The organism is Luteimonas sp. Soil_N_1 (assembly GCF_057656255.1).
This window is the reverse complement of sequence record NZ_JBDGKS010000003.1, coordinates 148,396-164,182: the sequence shown is the minus strand read 5'-3', so window position 1 is coordinate 164,182 and position 15,787 is coordinate 148,396. Positions and strand designations below refer to the sequence as shown.

Below are 15,787 nucleotides of genomic sequence, written 5' to 3'. Positions count from 1 at the left end.
CTCAGGACTTGCGCCCGAAGCGCAGTGCGTCCAGCACCAGGTACAACGGCGCCCACAGCAACATGCCGATCAGCGGCGCCAGCCAGTAGGTCCACGGCAGTTGCGGCACGCCCAAGGCGATATGGATCGCCGCGCTGATGATCCGGTCGTTGAACAGCAGGCCGCCGATCGCAAGCGCCTGCTGGGGCATCGGAAAAAAGCGCAGCTGCGAGCGGAAGCGCTGCAGGATGAAGGTCATCATGACCAGTCGCAGCGCCTGCTCGCCGAGCAGGCCGCCGAATGCGAGATCGGCGATCAGGCCCATCGCGAACGCGAAGCCCAGACCGGCGCGGTCGGGATCCTCGATCACCCAGTAGGCGACCACCAGCGCCAGCCAGTAGGGCCGATACGGCTGCAGGCCGTCCGGCAGTGGCAGCAGGCCCAGCAGCAGGGCCACGAACACACTGGCCGGCAGGATCCAGGGATTGCGCTTGCGGCTCATCGCTGCGGGTCCGGGACCGCGGGCGCGCTGGCAGGCGGCGCTGTCGCAGCGTCGGACGACGTGTCGCCCGCCGGCACCGGTCCAGGCACTGCAGCGTCCCCCGCCGGCGCACCTGTGGTGCCTGCCGCCGCATCGGCTTCGGCCTGGGCGCGCGCAGCCGCTTCGCGTTCTGCGGCGGCGGCTTCTAGATCCGCGGTCGTCACCGGCACCACCACGTCGCGCAGCAGCAGCACGTCACGGCCGCGGTCGAGCTGGGCGGCGGGCGCCAGATCGCCGACGAGGAATGCACGACTGTCGTCGGGGGCCAGATCGATGATCGTGCCGACCGGGAAACCCGGCGGAAAACGCCCACCCAGGCCCGACGTCACCAGCGCGTCACCGACCTCGACATCGGCCGATAACGGCACGTTGCGCAAGGCCAGATGGTCCGGGCGGCCGCTGCCGTAGGCGACCAGGCGCACGCCGTTGCGGGCAATGATCACCGGCACCGCATGTTCGAGATCGGTCACCAGCAGCACGGTCGACGTGCGCGGGGTGACCGCGATGACCTGGCCCAGCAAGCCGCCGGCATCGATGACGCTCTGGCCCTCGCGCACACCGTTGCGGCTGCCGGCATCGAGCAGCAGACGCTGGCGCGTGGGGTCCTGGTCGACGTCGAGAACCGGCGCCAGCTGCACGTCGAGACTGCCCTGCTCCACCGCGCCCAGCAGCGCGCGCAGGCGGGCGTTCTCCACCGCTTCCACGCGCAACCGCGCCTGGCCGGCATTGAGCACCAGCAGTTCGTTGCGCAGGCGGCGGTTGTCGGCGGCCAGCTGCGAGCGCGTGGCGGCATCGTTGCGCATGCTCGTCCCGAGCCGCGACGGCAGCCCGGCCAGCCACCACAGCGGCTGCATCGCCACGTTGGCCTGCTGGCGGAACTGGGTCAGCCAGCCGCCCTGGTGATCGCTGACCACCAGGGCGCACGACAGCGCGAGGTAGGTGAGCAGACGCAGCGTGCCTGCGACATCGCCGGGCCGGGGCGCGGGAGAGCTGGCGTAGGAGGACACGGTCAGGACCGGTGGTGTGCAGCGGTGACGGGGACGGCGCGCGGGGCGCGCCATGACAGCGGAGGCAGGCCGGAGCCGGAGCGCAGGCCGGCGTCACGCATCAGGACGCGACGCCGTCGGTGCGGACCGGAGCTGCGCGCATCAGTCCGCGAAGAACTCGTTGCCGTGCAGGTCCAGCAGCTCCAGCGCCCGGCCGCCCCCGCGGGCGACGCAGGTCAGCGGATCTTCGGCCACCTGGACGTGGAGGCCGGTGGCCTCGCTGATCAGACGGTCGAGGTCGCGCAGCAGCGCGCCACCGCCCGACAGCACGATGCCGCGCTCGGCGACGTCGGCGCACAGCTCCGGCGGCGTCTGCTCGAGGGCCTGCTTCACCGCTTCGACGATGCCCGACAGCGGCTCGCGCAGTGCGTCGAGCACTTCGTTGGAGCTGATCGTGACGATCTTCGGCACGCCCTCGGCGAGATGACGGCCGGACACTTCGATCTCGACCGGGTTCTCCTGCGGATACGCGCAGCCGATCTCCAGCTTGATGCGCTCGGCGGTGGATTCTCCGATCAGCATGCCGTGGTTGCGACGCACGTAATTGATGATCGACTCGTCGAAGCGGTCGCCGCCGATGCGGGCCGACTGCGAGTAGACGATGCCGTTGAGCGCGATCACCGCAACTTCCGTGGTGCCGCCGCCGATGTCGACGACCATCGAACCGCGCGCCTCGGTGACCGGCAGGCCGGCACCGATCGCAGCCGCCATGGGCTCTTCGATCAGCGACACCTCACGGGCACCGGCCTCGAGCGCGGAATCCTTGATCGCGCGCTTCTCGACCTGGGTCGAACCGGCCGGCACGCAGATCAGCACGCGCGGGCTGGGACGCAGGAACCGCGACTTGTGCACCTTCTTGATGAAGTACTTCAGCATTTCCTCGGTGTAGGTGAAATCGGCGATGACGCCGTCCTTCATCGGGCGATGCGTGGTGATGTTGCCGGGCGTGCGGCCGAGCATCTGCTTGGCTTCCGAGCCCACCGCGGCGACCTTGTGGCCGCCGGAGCGATCCTGGCGCACGGCGACGACCGACGGCTCGTTGAGCACGATGCCCTGGCCGCGGACGAAGATGAGGGTGTTGGCGGTGCCCAGGTCGATGGACAGGTCGTTGGAGAAGAGACCGCGGAACTTCTTGAACATCGGAATAGGGCGTCCGGCAGGGGGCGAAACGAAGCGGATTAGCCTAGCAAAAAAGCGCCCTGCCCGCGGCCCCGGGACGCCCCCAGTTGCGCGCCCGGTGGGCCGCTGTTCCGGGTCCGCGCGGCGCCTCGGCACAGGCTTCAAGCTGGCCTCCCGCCCCCCGCGCCGGTACCCTGTGCGGCCCTTACGCGCGAGCTTCCGCCCGATGTCTGCACTGATCTGCGGCTCCCTGGCCTACGACACCATCATGGTGTTCCCCGACCAGTTCAAGAACCACATCCTGCCGGACAAGGTGCACATCCTGAACGTCTCGTTCCTGGTGCCGCGGATGCGTCGCGAGTTCGGTGGCTGCGCCGGCAACATCGCCTATAACCTGAAGCTGCTGGGTGGCGACCCGATCCCGATGGGGACCGTCGGCCAGGACTTCGGTCCCTACCGCGAGTGGTTCGAAGAGCACGGCATCAACCTGTCGCAGGTCCGCGAGATCCCCGACCTGTTCACGCCGCAGGCCTTCATCACCACCGATCTGGACAACAACCAGATCACCGCCTTCCACCCGGGCGCGATGATGCGCAGCCACGAGAACCACGTGAAGGACGTGCCGGGCGTGACCATCGGCCTCGTCGGCCCGGACGGCCGCGAAGGCATGCTGCAGAACGCGCAGGAATTCTCCGAAGGCGGCATTCCTTTCATCTTCGACCCCGGCCAGGCCATGCCGCTGTTCAACGGCGAAGAGCTGCGCCACTTCATCGAGCTGGCCGACTACGTCGTCGTCAACGATTACGAGTCCAACCTGCTGCAGGAACGCACCGGCTGGGACGAGAAGACCATCGCCGCCAAAGTGCGCGCCTATATCTGCACGCGCGGCCCCAAGGGCGTCGTCATCCACGCCGAAGGCCAGACCCACGACATCCCACCCGCCCACGAGCGCCGCGTCACCGACCCCACCGGCTGCGGCGACGCCTTCCGGGCCGGCCTGCTGTTCGGCATCGAAAAGGGCTGCGACTGGCTGACCATCGGCCGCATCGGCAACCTGATGGGCGCCCTGAAAGTCGAACACCCCGGCACACAGAACCAGCGTTTCGATTACGCCGAGTTCTCGCTGCAGTTCCGGCAGCAGTTCGGGTATGCGTTGGAGAGCAAGACGACCGCTTGATTCAAGCTGCATTGCGACGAATCAAACAAGGGCGTCCTTCGGGGCGCCCTTTTTCTTGCTTGAAGTTGGTCGCGATGGATGACCAAGCCGGCTGCGTTCCGCCAGATCCGTTTGGCTCTTGTTCCGACCGCCGACCACCTGCGTTACACCCCGCTTTCGTCGGATAACACGGCTCGTCGGCCTTTGCCTGATAACACAGCCTACTTCGCAATCACGAGGGCCGACCCGTATGCGGGAAGCCATTGATTCCATTCACGAGCTACCACCTTTGCGACTGGCACACCTCCGACGCATACTCGACGCAACGCCCCGCATCCGGGGTCGAATACTAGTTAGCTGCCACGCAATGACTCTCGCAACTGACGCTCAGGAAATCTATCTAGCCAAGATCAACGAGGCTTTTGCGCGACTCAAGGCATGTGACTACTTTCTAGACTGCTACTCCAAGGATGCCGCGGCATCACTATTGGAGTCTGCGGTGCTGCAAAAGCGTAAGGCCATGGAGGCCGTTGCTTACGCAGCAATTGCACCAAATAAGGCGCGCTATGAGCAGTTTCGGGCGCAAGCTGATCGCCCTGCCGATTACCGCAGAGACTACAACGCTCGAGCAATCCTGCAGTACCTTGCCAAGATCAACCCAGATTTCTATCCAATCCCTCTCGCACCACCTGCCGAGACTCAGCCTGGACATTGGCACTTTGAGCAAAAGCCCGATGGCTATCTGACTAAGAACCGGTTCGAGTCGTTGTATGACAGGCTCGGCAAGTTCCTCCATGCAGACAACCCTTGGGGCAACGACAAAGGCGCAGCCAATCTTGTTGCAGACCTGCCTGCGGCCATGACTCAGTTACGGGAACTACTTGCCCTTCACAGGACCATCGTCCGTACGCCACACTTCGTTGGCGTCTGGGTCATTGAGGTTCCAGTTGATGGCAGGGTTCCACATATCATCGCTGGCCAAGCAACTGGCGACTTTGTGGTTGCCGGTAGTGGTAGCTAACAGTTCATTCAAGCCGAACCCGCTTCGCAGGTCGGCTTAATTCAGGCGTTAGGTGCCACTTGCCAGATCGCGAGACCAAACTGTTAGCCGATAGATTTCTTCAGGAGGCCGTTGCGCGTCTGGCAAAGCTAAGCTTCTCGGAATTATCGTCTTGGCCAGAGTGGCCCGCCGTGCCGGATTCCGGGGTCGTTGTTCCGGAGCAACTTGCTGCTTATGCGTACACGGTGATGAAAGACTCTCAGCCGGATGGCTCAATCCGCGTTGCCATACAGCGCTACCGCAATATTTTTGGCCCACTCGGGGAGATGGTCGCGGAGGGCTTCTTTATTCACCCAAACGGTGAGATTGTCTGGATGGCTGAGAGCGACAAGTGGGAGGTGACGTGAGGGTGGCACCTAACAATTCATTCAAGCCGACGCCGCTTCGCGGCGCGGCTTAATTCAGGCGTTAGACCGCTATGGGAGCACAATCGGAGTTTTCTATTTCAGACAAGAATGAGCTGATTGCCTTGCACCGTTCGCTATTCGAGGCGCAGTTTGCGGTCACGCCTCATGATCGCGACGTACCTGGCAGCCCTATAATCGCAGCGCTTGCAAACCGTGTAGTGGATGCACTTTCTAGGTTAGATCCGCGTTGGACTGAGTGGCGCCGTGCCTCTAATCACCCGGACAGGGTGGCCATAGTTCGCAAAAGGATCGCCCGCATCCCCGCTTGGGACACAATGCCGCAAACTGAAAGAGAAGAACATGTTCGCAATCATCTTGCGCCGCTCACTCCGGACACCGGTTTGCTGCACTCACTTACCGGTTACGCGGTCTAACAATTCATTCAAGCCGAACTTGTCCGCTGGCGCGGACAAGTCGGCTTAATTCAGGCGTTAGATGCGGCTGGAGATGCGTCGTATGCAGATAAAAGCTATAGCTCTCGTTGCCTTGCTGTCTGCATGCCAGGAGCAACCTGCCCCGACAGCTGCAGACGTCTACTTCAGGCCGTTTGAGGCAACGTCAATCGTCACGTTGACTGAAAGCATCATGGTTACATCCGCCGGTAGTGAGTTCCACATCACAGACAAGGCGCGGTTGGAACGTATTAGCAAAATCCTGGAGGCACCCTGTGAACCATCGCCGCACGGTGAGAGCGAAATGGACCTTCGACTGTTGATCTATTTTCAGGATGGCTCGGGTCGTACAACCTGGAAAGCATCTCAGTTCGACTTCTACGACAGCTCTACAGGCAATATGTGCAGCATGACAGAAGCAATCAAATCTGCTCTGTCTAAAGAGTTTGGCGCTGGCGCTTAGTCGGCCCGCACCTAACAGTTCGTTCAAGCCGATGCCGCGTCGCGGCACGGCTTAACTCAGGTGTTAGACCGCTGGAGAGTGCAATGAGAACTGCCTTGGCGATCGCTGCATTGCTACTACCACCTTCAGCTGTTGCGGGCAGTCACGGAGCCAACGTCCCAGATCGCTTTCTGGGCTACTGGGCCGGAAGCGCCGACTCCTGCGGGTCCGACGCAGACGATATGATTCTTCGCGTTACACCGAGACATATTTCTTACTGGGAGAGTGACGGCCCAATTAGAGCCGTCGTGACTCGCGGAGACACTGAGATTTCCTTAATCTCCGAGCTATCCGGGGAGGGAGAGACTTGGCTATCCACTGCAAGCTTCAAGCTTTCTCAAGATGGGCTTCAGCTTATTGACGAAACGTCTGTGCCAGGCCAGAAATTTGTACGTTACAAGTGCCCTGGCACAGTGGGCACGCGGCCTAACAATTCATTCAAGCCGACGCCGCTTCTCGGCGCGGCTTAATTCAGGCGTTAGCCCGCATGAGCAAATCCGTCGTAGCTCAGACAAATAGCGATTTAGCCGCACTGGTCAATGCCTAGTGTGACCGTCGCGCCATTGACCCACTCCGCGTCATTCTTGGCTGCTATCCAATTCTCAACAACCTCACTGATGACTGGGCAGCACTTGCCTACAGCCTCAAGACCATCCGTGCCCAGCATGGTTGTGATCTTGAGCCAATTGAATTAGACGCGATCATAAGGCTGCAGCACCTTGCGGAATCGGTCGTGTATAGATGAGCATGCGGCCTAACAGTTCATTCAAGCCGACGCCGCTTCTCGGCGCGGCTTAATTCAGGCGTTAGGCGGCTATGGAGCAACTCGCTTACCACGCATCAATCCGCGAACACCTTGACGATCTCGCTAATCTCAATGAGGTCGTTGGGCCGAATGAACTCATCTGCGGGTGGTTCAATGACCTTTACTTCCCCGCGGAGAAGATCTGTCCGCCCAGATATCCGCAGGAGACATGGGATCGCGGGCAACGTGAGTGGCGAGAGTGCTTCTCCGCTGGAGAATTGGAAATTCTCGCTGAATTCCACGGAGTGTTCGAGCAGCACCTTCCAGATTTGTCACAAGAATGGCCAGATTGGCGGCAAGATCCAGGGTGGCTGGTTGTAAGCGATGCGGCAAGAACAGCTGTCGAACGACTTGACTCAGTCGCCTAACAATTCATTCAAGCCGGCGCCGCGCCGCGACGCGGCTTAATTCAGGCGTTAGGCATTGCATGTTCAAGATCACGGTCTCTTGCCGGGGAATGTCAAAGCAATCTGCATTGACGGGCCTCTCAGAACTTGCAGACGAGTTCGCCAGTCGTCCATGGCACGAGAACGTGTCTTGTCGCTGGGAAAGCGATCGCATCGTGCTTGAAGTTCAGAACGACTTTGACCCAGAGGGGAAAGCTCTCTTAGACGAGTTCTCGGAAGCGATCTGCGCTTGCTTGCACATTGAGTCAGCACCAATATTGTTTGCCGTAGAGTCAGTCCGTGAGATTCCGGGCAGCAATGCCTAACAATTCATTCAAGCCGATGCCGCTTCGCGGCACGGCTTAACTCAGGCGTTAGGCCCCAGAGACGGCTATGCGAGAGCTTCGAGTAATTCTTGCCTTCTTTGCAGCGGCCGCAGCTGCTGTTCTGGCAATGCCCCTTGGCTTTTGCGCTGTGCTTCTCGTTGGCGTCGACACCGGCGGTGGTTCGTGCTCCCAGGCAATTAGCTTCTTTAGCTGGTACGGCTTCATCATTGCCCTAACTGCGGCGCTAGTGCTTGGCGGCCCGTTGTTCTTCGTCTTTCATCGCTTGGCTTGGTTGCGCTGGTGGCAAGTCGCACTTGGCGGTGCACTCATCGGTTTAGCTGCTGCCCTTGTACTCCCGCTCTTGAACAGTGGATTCGTCTGGTACAAGTTTGGCGCTCTGTCTGCCCCGTTAGGTTTTCTTTCTGGGTTAGTTTTCTGGTTGGTAGGCGTGTACCGCAATCTGGGGCCTAACAATTCATTCAAGCCGAACTTGCTTCGCAAGTCGGCTTAATTCAGGCGTTAGACCACATGAGTAACGTTCACGCAGATAAGGATAAATGCCATTATTCGGCAACTGGAACATGGGGCGCTCTAGCGGGACTTATCGCGAGCCTGATGGCTTGGTGCCGACAAGACTTCTCATTCTCTGGCACGACCATCGCGCTTCATGTTGCGGTTCCGCTATCTCTCCTTGCTGTAGCGTTAGCTATTTCCCGCATTGCATATCGCTCAGATCTTCCTCTGTTCGCGGCAGCAGCGTTTGGGTTCATAGCGTTCTGCTACGGCATGTTCTTGCTTTTGTTGTGGCAGCATGTGGTCTAACAATTCATTCAAGCCGAACCCGCTTCGCGGGTCGGCTTAATTCAGGCGTTAGGCCGCCAGGGAGAGATCATGGATTGGTTCGACAAGGAGTTGCTGGTGCCGCTCGTCATAGCAACAGGAATCATCATTGGTGGCGCCCGTTTTCTCAATGCAAAGAACGCATCGCTTGCAACAAGGGTTGCGTTAGGCGTCACTCTTCTGGGCGCAGGCGTTGGCTGCGGTTACTACCTCATCTACGTGGCGGGGGATCTTCAAAAGTACCCGTGGTTGCTCGGGTTTGGGGCAGGCGCGGCTGGACTCGGCATAAATCAAGCAGCTGCGCCCCTTAGAGTTGCTGCGGGCGGCGCGGCCTAACAATTCATTCAAGCCGATGCCGCTTCGCGGCACGGCTTAACTCAGGTGTTAGCTGTCATGAGCAAGGACCCAGCCTACCTCGCAGAGATGCGCCCCGCTTGGCGGCTCAGCTGGCTGCAGAGCATCGCGGAGTTCTCCGACTACGCTCTACAGCGTCAAAGCTGGTTTGGCGGCCCTGATTACAACAGTCCCCACTGGTCGTTCGGTGAGTGGATGTGCTGCTATTTCGACGATCTTTCATTGTCGTCGGGCTACACCGGGGTCATTGAGGACGGACTGGTGAGCCGAAAAGAGGCAAATGCAGTTCACGAATTCCATGCGGTTGCTGATGCCTACAAGGCCCCAGAGGGAGATGTCGACAATCACTCTGCCATCCTCTCCGACCCAGCTTGGCTGCGAGTCGTATCGCTTGCGGACGCAGCGCGGAGGCAGTTACTTGAAATCATCACTGAACCGTCAGAGCGCGCCCTGTTGGAGCGCAAATGACGGCTAACAATTCATTCAAGCCGACGCCGCTTCGCGGCGCGGCTTAATTCAGACGTTGGGCCGAGGAATTCACATTCTTTTTTCTGCGGCTTCCCGCGACTGACAGCTCACAGGCAAAGCCCGCTCCACCAGCAAGTGCGCCGTCGCTTCACTCTGGTGCCATCGCTGGGCAAGCCGGCTACTTACGGAGGCATGGATGCGCCGGAATTCTGGCACCGCTATCGGCAAAGCGCCGCGCTCGGCTGCATTGCCGTACCGTCAGTTCAACCGGCTTCGGGCTGACTGCCGGCGGCCCAACAAGTCATTCAAGCCGATGCCGCTTCGCGGCACAGCTTAATTCAAGCGTTAGGCGGCAATGACACATCAACTCAACCGTCAAGACCAGGAACTTTTGCGCATCGTCGGCGAAGTGCTGCATTACATCTGGGACCCCATTGGAGTCGCTGGCGTGCCGCAAGCCCGCGACGAGTACGACAGCTATGTGGGTGCAGTCTTTACGCTTCTTCGCTCAGGGGCTACAGACGCTGACATATCGGCTCACTTGGAGCAGATTGTCGCCAACCGCATGGGCCTTCCGGGTCGCAAGGAGCGTTCAAATAAGGCAGCCTCTGCTCTTACAGATTGGCGCGACTACCAAGTACAGGTTGCCGCCTAACAATTCATTCAAGCCGACGCCGCTTCGCGGCACGGCATAATTCCGGCGTTAGGGCTCATGAGCAAGGTTCTAGCAATCGTCGTTGCAACCGCAGTCGGTCTTTGCGCTTGTAGTGCCGCAGATCCCTCGCCTGTGCCTGGCAATCCATTTCGCGATGAGCTAACTATGCTAGTCGGCCCTGAAGCATTGGACTGCGGTTTCATTCCTTTTGGGACAGACCCAGCCGACGCATGGAACTGCGCAGAGTCTGCGCTTGAGAGACGCGCTCCGCACTGGTTCGCCATACAACTTGAGGGCGTCGATTCCGACGTTTGGCAAGCGTCCTTGCTTACCCCTAGCGGACAACGCTTCATCCTCAACTACGACTCAAACTACATGGGTGGCCCGGGTTTAATGCCACGCTTCTCTCGCGACACCTGTAATGGACGCATTGTTCTCACGCCACCCTCGACACCTCCAAGATCTGAACTGCAGTGCTCGCGCAAATGAGCCCTAACAATTCATTCAAGCCGACGCCGCTTCGCGGCGCGGCTTAATTCAGGCGTTAGGGCTCACAAGACATGTCCGAGCAATACGCGCAACAGTGGAGCAGCTACCGGCGCCGTCATTGGGCTGCAAGTCTCGGGCTTATGCTTGGCCTCCCAGCAGCGTGCATTTTTTTTGGCTATCTCATGTTTGCTGCCGCTGACCTGGAGATGGGTATTGCTTTGACAGTCGCAGGAGTGGCTTGGGGCTGCATCTGGCTTTGGCTTTGCTTCCGTGTTACTCGCTTTCCATGCCCTCGCTGCTCCCAACCCTTTTTTGCTGGCCAAGAGCCTGTCATGGCCACAACGCGCTATTGTTCCAACTGCGGGCTCCAACTGTATGCTGGTGATTCCTAACAATTCATTCAAGCCGACGCCGCTTCGCGGCGCGGCTTAATTCAAGTGTTAGGTTGCAGTGACACAAGATCGCACCGCCCTTGTCAACGAGCTTATCGACTTCTCTCGCCCAATCGCTGAGGTGCTTCAGGATCTTGCCGTTTTTGGCTGGGATTCGAACGACGAGTTATCTACGCTCGAACCCGCCAACCTTGATGCCGTGCTCAATCGCTTTCTTTCGGGCGAGCTTTCTGCCGCTGACGTAGAGAACTGAGCCAATGCCATCGAGTGCCGCGATGACATTGGCCTAGGGCAGGCCGCGGCGGATGCACTTGATGAGTTGGCAAACCCATTGATTGTTCGACCACTCACACGGCAATCTGCCGCAACGCTGGTTGCCACTCTTCGGGGAGCTACAACCTAACAATTCATTCAAGCCGAACCCGCTTCGCGGGTCGGCTTAATTCAGACGTTAGGCCGCTATGGAACTCCCGACCGTTTTGACACTTGAAGATATCGAGCAAGGCTTAGCTGCGGCCAGCGACTGGCGCCGCTTCTGGCTGTGGCATGGGGTCAAGCTTGCTAGTTTCATGGCCGCCTCCGGTTTGGTGCCAATCGGGATAGGCTATCTTCAAGACATGCCAGTCTCGCCATGGGCGTTCTTGCTACCAGTTTTTCTTGCTGCCATCGTTGTACCACTGCCAATTCGTGAATCGCTTCATTTCTCCCGCATGGTTACAGAGTTCAAGAGCGCGCAGCGCAAAGCTTCAGCTGGCCAGTTGGTTCAGGCTTCAGACGTTCCCTCTCTTGGTCGGCGAGCAGCGGCCTAACAATTCATTCAAGCCGACGTCGCTTCGCGGCGCGGCTTAATTCAGGCGTTAGGCCCCTCATGAAGCATCCGCTGAGCTTGATAGCAGTAGCCGTAGTCGGCCTCCTTGGCGTGAGCAGCTGCAGTCCTGCAGCGCAGCCGGCTAGTGCAGTTGCAAACGAATGTTCCTTTCGCACGGGCGATCTGCCTCGATCGTTTTGCCGTCACTCCATGACCCAGCTGCTGGCCACTCCGGAGCAGTTCTATGGCAAGCCGATCTACACCTATGGATACCTGGAACTTGGTCCAGGCGGAAGCGCGGGCTTGGCACCAAGCCCTGCGACCTTCGAGGCCAACGACACTGTCGGGTGCATTCAGGTCAGCTCCTACGCCGCAGGGCCCCGAGAAGCACCTGGCGCCTTGGATCAGGAGGGCACCTACGTAGTACAGATCGCGGGCGACCTATCGCTGCCTGAAAAGGAGCTGTGTGTCGGCCGCCTAAGCAATGCCACAATTACTGGCATCAGGCGTCTGGGTCCGTAAGCCGCAGTTCGGGCCCTAACAGTTCGTTCAAGCCGAAGCCGCTTCGCGGCTCGGCTTAACTCAGGCGCTAGGCGCTGGGAACCGTCACGGCGAGTTTGAAATGAGATCTGACACAATGGCGCTGACCCGGGCTGACCTTAGGGCGGACGATTTTCTCAAAGCGAGAATGTCTCTAGGTCATGTCATAAATGACTCTCACCCACTCTCAGCTCAAGAATACGAGTTGATCGGGAGATTTGTTCAGACCTACTGCTTCGCCGACCTTGAGTCGCGGAGAGTGATCAACCACCTCACTCACATTAGGAAGGGTGCTCCGACCGAGTTCGCGCTGAAGCTTAATGACAAAGACGCGCTGGATCACCTGATGGCCTGCGCTGAGACCTGCATTTGGAATCTAGATTTGGCGGAGGGGATCCGCAAGGCTGCAGAGATACTCGTGCAGCATCGCCACCTCCGCAATATGTTCGCGCACTGGGCTGGCCGGCGGGTTCTTGGCCATGACGCCTTGGTTTTTTTCACGGCGAGCCTGGGAAATCAAAAGATTCCGATAGACGCAGTGAAGTTTGAGGAGAACGATGAGGCGAACATGCAGTACGGAATCATGCCCGTATCTAACGTTCGTGAAGAGCTGAAGAAGCTAGAGGGGCATGTTAAGTATTTAGCGGCGATGGCTGCTCAATTAGAGGCCAGAGCGGAGCAGATTGCAGAGCAATTCGCTCAAGACGTAGCGGATGGCAAGCTCTTGCTTAAGCCTTACAACGTTGGCGGCAGGCGCGCGTGATAAGTAATAGTGTCAGGGAAAACTTCGGTGTCAGAGATAATTTCGATGCCGAAGCAGCGGAACCGATCAGTCTGACGACGCAGCATGGCTCATGCCGCGACCGGCCCTTCCATCGTTGAAACCGGTCACGAACTCCGAGACGGCACCGGCCGCGAGAAGCGTCAGTGCAGCGAACAACAGCACGTTCCGGTTGGTCCTGCGATACCCGATCACGAGGGCGACCAGTACGACGATGAGCAACGTGATTTGCAGGACGAGCATCAGGTTCTTCCATGAGAGCAGGCCGCGATTCTTCGGTGACTGACTCAAGGTGTCAACGCTACTGGAATCCGGGTCGGCCATGCGGGCGAGTGCGTTTGTCCGCGCCTTGTGTAGGCTACTTTTCGATCGATGTGATTCCGGGATCCGACCTCCGGTGAAGCACGCTCCAATGGGATACGCGTGTCCGTTCAGCGGCATCGCGGACACGCTCCCGCTGCCCGCGCCGCAGATAACGGTGCCAGGTTCACTTAATTTCCTGGATCCCGACTAGCGTTCGGTAGCCGCAGGCGCTGCGACTGCGGCCGGTTGCCAGACGCTGCGGAACTGCGGCTGCTGGTAGACCTGCGGAATGCGGATGCGCACCGGCGAGCGCAGCACCGCACCGGGCGTGACCGTCTCGACGATCGACCGCAGCTGCGGGAACCGGAAGACGCACAGGCCATCCAATGCAGTGTCGAAGAGAAACGGATGGCGCTCGCCATTGATCGTCGCCGCTGTGTCGTCCGCGTATTCGATCGGCTGGACGCGGCCGCGTTGCATGCACTGTCCGTCCTGATCGAGCCAGAACGCGGTATGGCGGTCGGAGTCCCCGGGGTCGATGACCGCGGTCTCGGCGAGCGGAAAGTCGACACGCATGTCGCGCGGACCATCCGCTCCGGTTGTCCGCACCCAGACCAGCAGCGAGGTCGGGTGGTAACCAGCGATATGCGGCACCGGCAGGTGCAGCACGCCGTCCGCATCCGGCGCCACGCCGCGGACGCCGAGCGAGCGCCTGCGCAAGCCCCCGGCGCGATTCTTGTCGTACGACAGCGACACCGGCGGACTGCCGTGAGGCTGCTGGCCCATCGTCGTGCCGGCCGGCAGCGTCAACATGATCTCGCCAAACGCCGGCATCGTCATATAGGCATCGCGCTCTACCGTGCGGTCCTGCTGGCCGAGCTGCGGACTGCCGAAGCCATCGTTGCGCATCGGCACGTTCTGCGGAAAATCGAGGATCGAACTGCAGCTCGACAGCATCATCACCAGCATGCCCGCGCCTGCAGTGCGCCTACGGCAGGCCTGTGAGCGCACCGCTCCGGATCGAATTGCCGACATGCCGCGTTCCTGCGTGATCGCGCGGCGCCGATGGCCGCGCAGCGGCGCGAAGCTTACAGGAGGCGAACATTGTACCGGCGCCGAGTTGCAGCCGGTGATCGACGCGCCCGGCGCATGCGATCTGGCTTCGCGCGCGGGACGGATGTCAGACTTGCGAACCCTGCGTGCCAGCGTTCTCCGCATACGGGGACTGCAGGGCACGTCGCCACCCCCCTCCCCGCCATGTCGGTCGCTTCTGTTCCGGCGCGATACAACACAAGTGTCCGGAGATCCCGCGCATGCGCGCCATTGCCATCCTGATTGCCCTGTTGATGCTCACTGGCTGCCTGCCGCGCCAGGTCGTCATCCACGACGGCATTCGCGCGTCCGTTGTGGATGCGGACACGAGAGCAGCGATTTCCGGGGCCTTCGTCTACGATCGCCTCGATGCAGGGCAGCCACGCGTTCTGGCGCGGAGCGACGCCGACGGCGGCGTCCAGCTTGCGCCGGATTCCCGGCGCAGGATCACAGCCGTGATGGGTGAGGCCCAGGTCCGCCAGTTCCTGTGGATCTGCAGCGAGGGCTACCAGCCGCGGCTTGTGTCGCAGCGTGCGGGCTGGAACGCCGATTTCGCGGTGGCTCGCATCCACGATCTCGGCACTGTCGAACTGATCCGCACGGACCCGGCTGACGATCGGAGCTGTTCGGTCAATTTGTGAACTGACAGCACCGCAGCCGCGAACCACCGCGCCCTAGCGGGATCCAGGGACTGCCGGTTCCAGCTGCCCGTCTGCATGTGTTTCCCCGCTATGCGGAGACAGTCTGCACACGGGCCGAAGGTCCCGTATGCGCCCGGCGCGCGTGTCGCGCTGGCTGCTGTACTGCGTGCTGCCGTGGCGTAACGTTCGCAGCGTCGGCGGCCTGCGGTGCATGCGCGAAGCGGCGCGTGCCGGCACCCGGAACCGATTCAATCGCCTGCTGCAGCGTCCGGCTGCACACCCCACGCACGGAGCACCGCATGACCCGATGGCCGTTTGTCGCACTCCTGTCCTGCTGCGCCAGCCTGCCCGTTGCGGCGGGTGATCACGTCTACAGCGCTGACTACAACGACTGCATGGCGCGCTCGGGCGACGTCACGGCGGATGTCCTGCAGTGCATCGCCGCCGAGACCGCCCGGCAGGATGCACGACTCAACGAGACGTACCGCACGCTGCGTGGACAGCTTTACAGCGCCCGGCTCACGGAGCTCGTGGTGGCGCAGCGGCTGTGGATGCAGTACCGGGATGCGAACTGCAGCTTTTACGCGTATCCGGATGGCGGCACGCCGGCTGCGATCCATACCGCGTCGTGCATCCTGACGATGACGGCCGAGCGTGCGTCCGAACTCGAACGTCTGAGTTGACCCTTGGCGCCTCCGTCCGCGC

18 protein-coding genes are annotated in these 15,787 nt (G+C 60.7%); 13 read left to right on the top strand and 5 right to left on the bottom strand.

Going from position 1 to position 15,787, the window contains the following annotated elements; all coding sequences use genetic code 11:
- Position 1: 1 nt before the first annotated feature.
- The 3 genes from mreD to AC3A4E_RS16545 form a co-directional block, all read right to left on the bottom strand.
- Positions 2–481 (bottom strand): rod shape-determining protein MreD, encoded by a 480-nt coding sequence (gene mreD, locus AC3A4E_RS16555; RefSeq protein WP_487632578.1) that lies wholly within the window; start codon positions 479–481, stop codon positions 2–4.
- Positions 478–1,527, bottom strand: a complete 1,050-nt coding sequence (mreC, locus tag AC3A4E_RS16550; RefSeq protein WP_487632577.1) for a rod shape-determining protein MreC — start codon at positions 1,525–1,527, stop codon at positions 478–480. Before mreC ends, mreD begins: the two co-directional genes overlap by 4 nt.
- 141 nt (positions 1,528–1,668) lie before the next feature.
- Positions 1,669–2,706: a rod shape-determining protein gene (locus AC3A4E_RS16545; RefSeq protein ID WP_487632576.1), complete on the bottom strand. Its 1,038-nt coding sequence runs from the start codon at positions 2,704–2,706 to the stop codon at positions 1,669–1,671.
- A 205-nt stretch (positions 2,707–2,911) separates the two neighbouring features.
- Here AC3A4E_RS16545 and AC3A4E_RS16540 point away from each other — a divergent pair, with 205 nt between their 5' ends.
- From AC3A4E_RS16540 to AC3A4E_RS16490, 11 genes are all read left to right on the top strand, one after another.
- A complete protein-coding gene (locus AC3A4E_RS16540; RefSeq protein WP_487632575.1) occupies positions 2,912–3,862 on the top strand; it encodes a carbohydrate kinase family protein in 951 nt (316 codons plus the stop codon).
- Positions 3,863–4,208: 346 nt separating this feature from the next.
- Positions 4,209–4,862 (top strand): hypothetical protein, encoded by a 654-nt coding sequence (locus AC3A4E_RS16535; protein WP_487632574.1) that lies wholly within the window; start codon positions 4,209–4,211, stop codon positions 4,860–4,862.
- A gap of 170 nt (positions 4,863–5,032) precedes the next feature.
- Positions 5,033–5,248 carry a hypothetical protein gene (locus AC3A4E_RS16530; protein WP_487632573.1) on the top strand — a complete coding sequence of 72 codons (216 nt, stop codon included), beginning with the start codon at positions 5,033–5,035 and terminating at the stop codon, positions 5,246–5,248.
- Positions 5,249–5,755: 507 nt separating this feature from the next.
- Entirely contained in the window at positions 5,756–6,163 is a 408-nt protein-coding gene (locus AC3A4E_RS16525) for a hypothetical protein (protein WP_487632572.1), read from the top strand.
- A gap of 1,623 nt (positions 6,164–7,786) precedes the next feature.
- Positions 7,787–8,230, top strand: coding sequence for a hypothetical protein (locus AC3A4E_RS16520; protein WP_487632571.1), 444 nt, complete (start codon positions 7,787–7,789; stop codon positions 8,228–8,230).
- Between the two features lie 380 nt (positions 8,231–8,610).
- The gene (locus AC3A4E_RS16515; RefSeq protein WP_487632570.1) at positions 8,611–8,895 is read left to right on the top strand and encodes a hypothetical protein; all 285 of its coding nucleotides are present in this window, start codon (positions 8,611–8,613) and stop codon (positions 8,893–8,895) included.
- 57 nt (positions 8,896–8,952) lie between these two features.
- Entirely contained in the window at positions 8,953–9,381 is a 429-nt protein-coding gene (locus AC3A4E_RS16510) for a hypothetical protein (RefSeq protein WP_487632569.1), read from the top strand.
- 355 nt (positions 9,382–9,736) lie between these two features.
- Positions 9,737–10,036 carry a hypothetical protein gene (locus AC3A4E_RS16505; RefSeq protein ID WP_487632568.1) on the top strand — a complete coding sequence of 100 codons (300 nt, stop codon included), beginning with the start codon at positions 9,737–9,739 and terminating at the stop codon, positions 10,034–10,036.
- Between the two features lie 939 nt (positions 10,037–10,975).
- Positions 10,976–11,170 carry a hypothetical protein gene (locus AC3A4E_RS16500; protein WP_487632567.1) on the top strand — a complete coding sequence of 65 codons (195 nt, stop codon included), beginning with the start codon at positions 10,976–10,978 and terminating at the stop codon, positions 11,168–11,170.
- A 208-nt stretch (positions 11,171–11,378) separates the two neighbouring features.
- Positions 11,379–11,726, top strand: coding sequence for a hypothetical protein (locus AC3A4E_RS16495; RefSeq protein ID WP_487632566.1), 348 nt, complete (start codon positions 11,379–11,381; stop codon positions 11,724–11,726).
- 798 nt (positions 11,727–12,524) lie between these two features.
- A complete protein-coding gene (locus tag AC3A4E_RS16490; protein ID WP_487632565.1) occupies positions 12,525–13,028 on the top strand; it encodes a hypothetical protein in 504 nt (167 codons plus the stop codon).
- A gap of 66 nt (positions 13,029–13,094) precedes the next feature.
- Here AC3A4E_RS16490 and AC3A4E_RS16485 read toward each other — a convergent pair whose 3' ends face one another.
- Positions 13,095–13,337: a hypothetical protein gene (locus AC3A4E_RS16485; RefSeq protein WP_487632564.1), complete on the bottom strand. Its 243-nt coding sequence runs from the start codon at positions 13,335–13,337 to the stop codon at positions 13,095–13,097.
- Positions 13,338–13,556: 219 nt separating this feature from the next.
- On the bottom strand, positions 13,557–14,318 hold the full coding sequence (locus tag AC3A4E_RS16480) for a hypothetical protein (RefSeq protein WP_487632563.1): 762 nt from the start codon (positions 14,316–14,318) through the stop codon (positions 13,557–13,559).
- A 344-nt stretch (positions 14,319–14,662) separates the two neighbouring features.
- Here AC3A4E_RS16480 and AC3A4E_RS16475 point away from each other — a divergent pair, with 344 nt between their 5' ends.
- Positions 14,663–15,082 (top strand): hypothetical protein, encoded by a 420-nt coding sequence (locus AC3A4E_RS16475; RefSeq protein ID WP_487632562.1) that lies wholly within the window; start codon positions 14,663–14,665, stop codon positions 15,080–15,082.
- 299 nt (positions 15,083–15,381) lie between these two features.
- On the top strand, positions 15,382–15,765 hold the full coding sequence (locus AC3A4E_RS16470) for a lysozyme inhibitor LprI family protein (protein ID WP_487632561.1): 384 nt from the start codon (positions 15,382–15,384) through the stop codon (positions 15,763–15,765).
- The last annotated feature ends 22 nt before the right edge of the window (positions 15,766–15,787 follow it).

Excerpts from the sequence above, each read along its gene's own strand:
- mreD (WP_487632578.1), bottom strand. The coding sequence starts at position 481 with ATGAGCCGCAAGCGCAATCCCTGGATCCTGCCGGCCAGTGTGTTCGTG.
- AC3A4E_RS16545 (WP_487632576.1), bottom strand. The coding sequence starts at position 2,706 with ATGTTCAAGAAGTTCCGCGGTCTCTTCTCCAACGACCTGTCCATCGAC.
- AC3A4E_RS16540 (WP_487632575.1), top strand. The coding sequence starts at position 2,912 with ATGTCTGCACTGATCTGCGGCTCCCTGGCCTACGACACCATCATGGTG.
- AC3A4E_RS16535 (WP_487632574.1), top strand. The coding sequence starts at position 4,209 with ATGACTCTCGCAACTGACGCTCAGGAAATCTATCTAGCCAAGATCAAC.
- AC3A4E_RS16525 (WP_487632572.1), top strand. The coding sequence starts at position 5,756 with ATGCGTCGTATGCAGATAAAAGCTATAGCTCTCGTTGCCTTGCTGTCT.
- AC3A4E_RS16520 (WP_487632571.1), top strand. The coding sequence starts at position 7,787 with ATGCGAGAGCTTCGAGTAATTCTTGCCTTCTTTGCAGCGGCCGCAGCT.
- AC3A4E_RS16515 (WP_487632570.1), top strand. The coding sequence starts at position 8,611 with ATGGATTGGTTCGACAAGGAGTTGCTGGTGCCGCTCGTCATAGCAACA.
- AC3A4E_RS16510 (WP_487632569.1), top strand. The coding sequence starts at position 8,953 with ATGAGCAAGGACCCAGCCTACCTCGCAGAGATGCGCCCCGCTTGGCGG.
- AC3A4E_RS16505 (WP_487632568.1), top strand. The coding sequence starts at position 9,737 with ATGACACATCAACTCAACCGTCAAGACCAGGAACTTTTGCGCATCGTC.
- AC3A4E_RS16495 (WP_487632566.1), top strand. The coding sequence starts at position 11,379 with ATGGAACTCCCGACCGTTTTGACACTTGAAGATATCGAGCAAGGCTTA.
- AC3A4E_RS16480 (WP_487632563.1), bottom strand. The coding sequence starts at position 14,318 with ATGCTGGTGATGATGCTGTCGAGCTGCAGTTCGATCCTCGATTTTCCG.
- AC3A4E_RS16475 (WP_487632562.1), top strand. The coding sequence starts at position 14,663 with ATGCGCGCCATTGCCATCCTGATTGCCCTGTTGATGCTCACTGGCTGC.
- AC3A4E_RS16470 (WP_487632561.1), top strand. The coding sequence starts at position 15,382 with ATGACCCGATGGCCGTTTGTCGCACTCCTGTCCTGCTGCGCCAGCCTG.